This is a genomic window from Streptococcus pluranimalium (genome assembly GCF_047785705.1).
In the GTDB taxonomy this organism is placed as follows: Bacteria; Bacillota; Bacilli; order Lactobacillales; family Streptococcaceae; genus Streptococcus; species Streptococcus pluranimalium_A.
Genome location: NZ_JBLOJV010000108.1, coordinates 1 through 592, shown reverse-complemented (window position 1 = coordinate 592; position 592 = coordinate 1). Strand labels below are relative to the sequence as shown.

General features: G+C 42.9%; 1 protein-coding gene. It reads left to right on the top strand.

The annotated features are described in order from the left end of the window. Positions 1-409, top strand: a 409-nt coding sequence (locus ACMZ6Z_RS09555) for an LPXTG cell wall anchor domain-containing protein (RefSeq protein WP_416132284.1), incomplete at its 5' end; no start/stop codon positions are given. Between the last annotated feature and the right edge of the window lie 183 nt (positions 410-592).

Here is a 592-nt window from a genome sequence, read left to right as displayed (position 1 = left end):
CGTCAATGTCCCAGTTCGTGTTGAGAAAGATGGCGACGAACCAGTTGTTACAACGGTTCCAGTCAAGGTTCAACGTGACACTGATGGTGACGGTACGCCAGATAAGACGGATACTGACGATGATAACGACGGTATTCCAGACGATCAGGATACTAATCCTAAAGCAACTGACAAGCTCACGGTAACACCAAGTCCAGAAAGCAAAGCTACACAAGCAAATCCATACCAACCAGTGGTTAACTATGCTCCGGTAGATACACTAAGTATCAAGCAGAAGGCTAAAGAGACAGCTACTCTACCATCAACTGGTGAGACAAATAGCAGTCTACTTGCAGCTTATGGCGCACTTGGACTTATGGCTGGTCTTGGACTAGTAGCTCGGAAAAAACGTCGTGACGACGAAGCCTAAACCCTCATAAAGTTAGCTACGTTAACTATCCTTAGATTAATAATCAAATGCTCTAAGGTGTCAGATAAACTTTAGCTTTCCATATTGAGAACAAAAACCACTCCTGCTAAAAAAGTAGGAGTGGTTTTGTTGATTTGTGAGCGCCAAAAATATAGTTATTTGGTAACCGCCCAATAGTAGTAA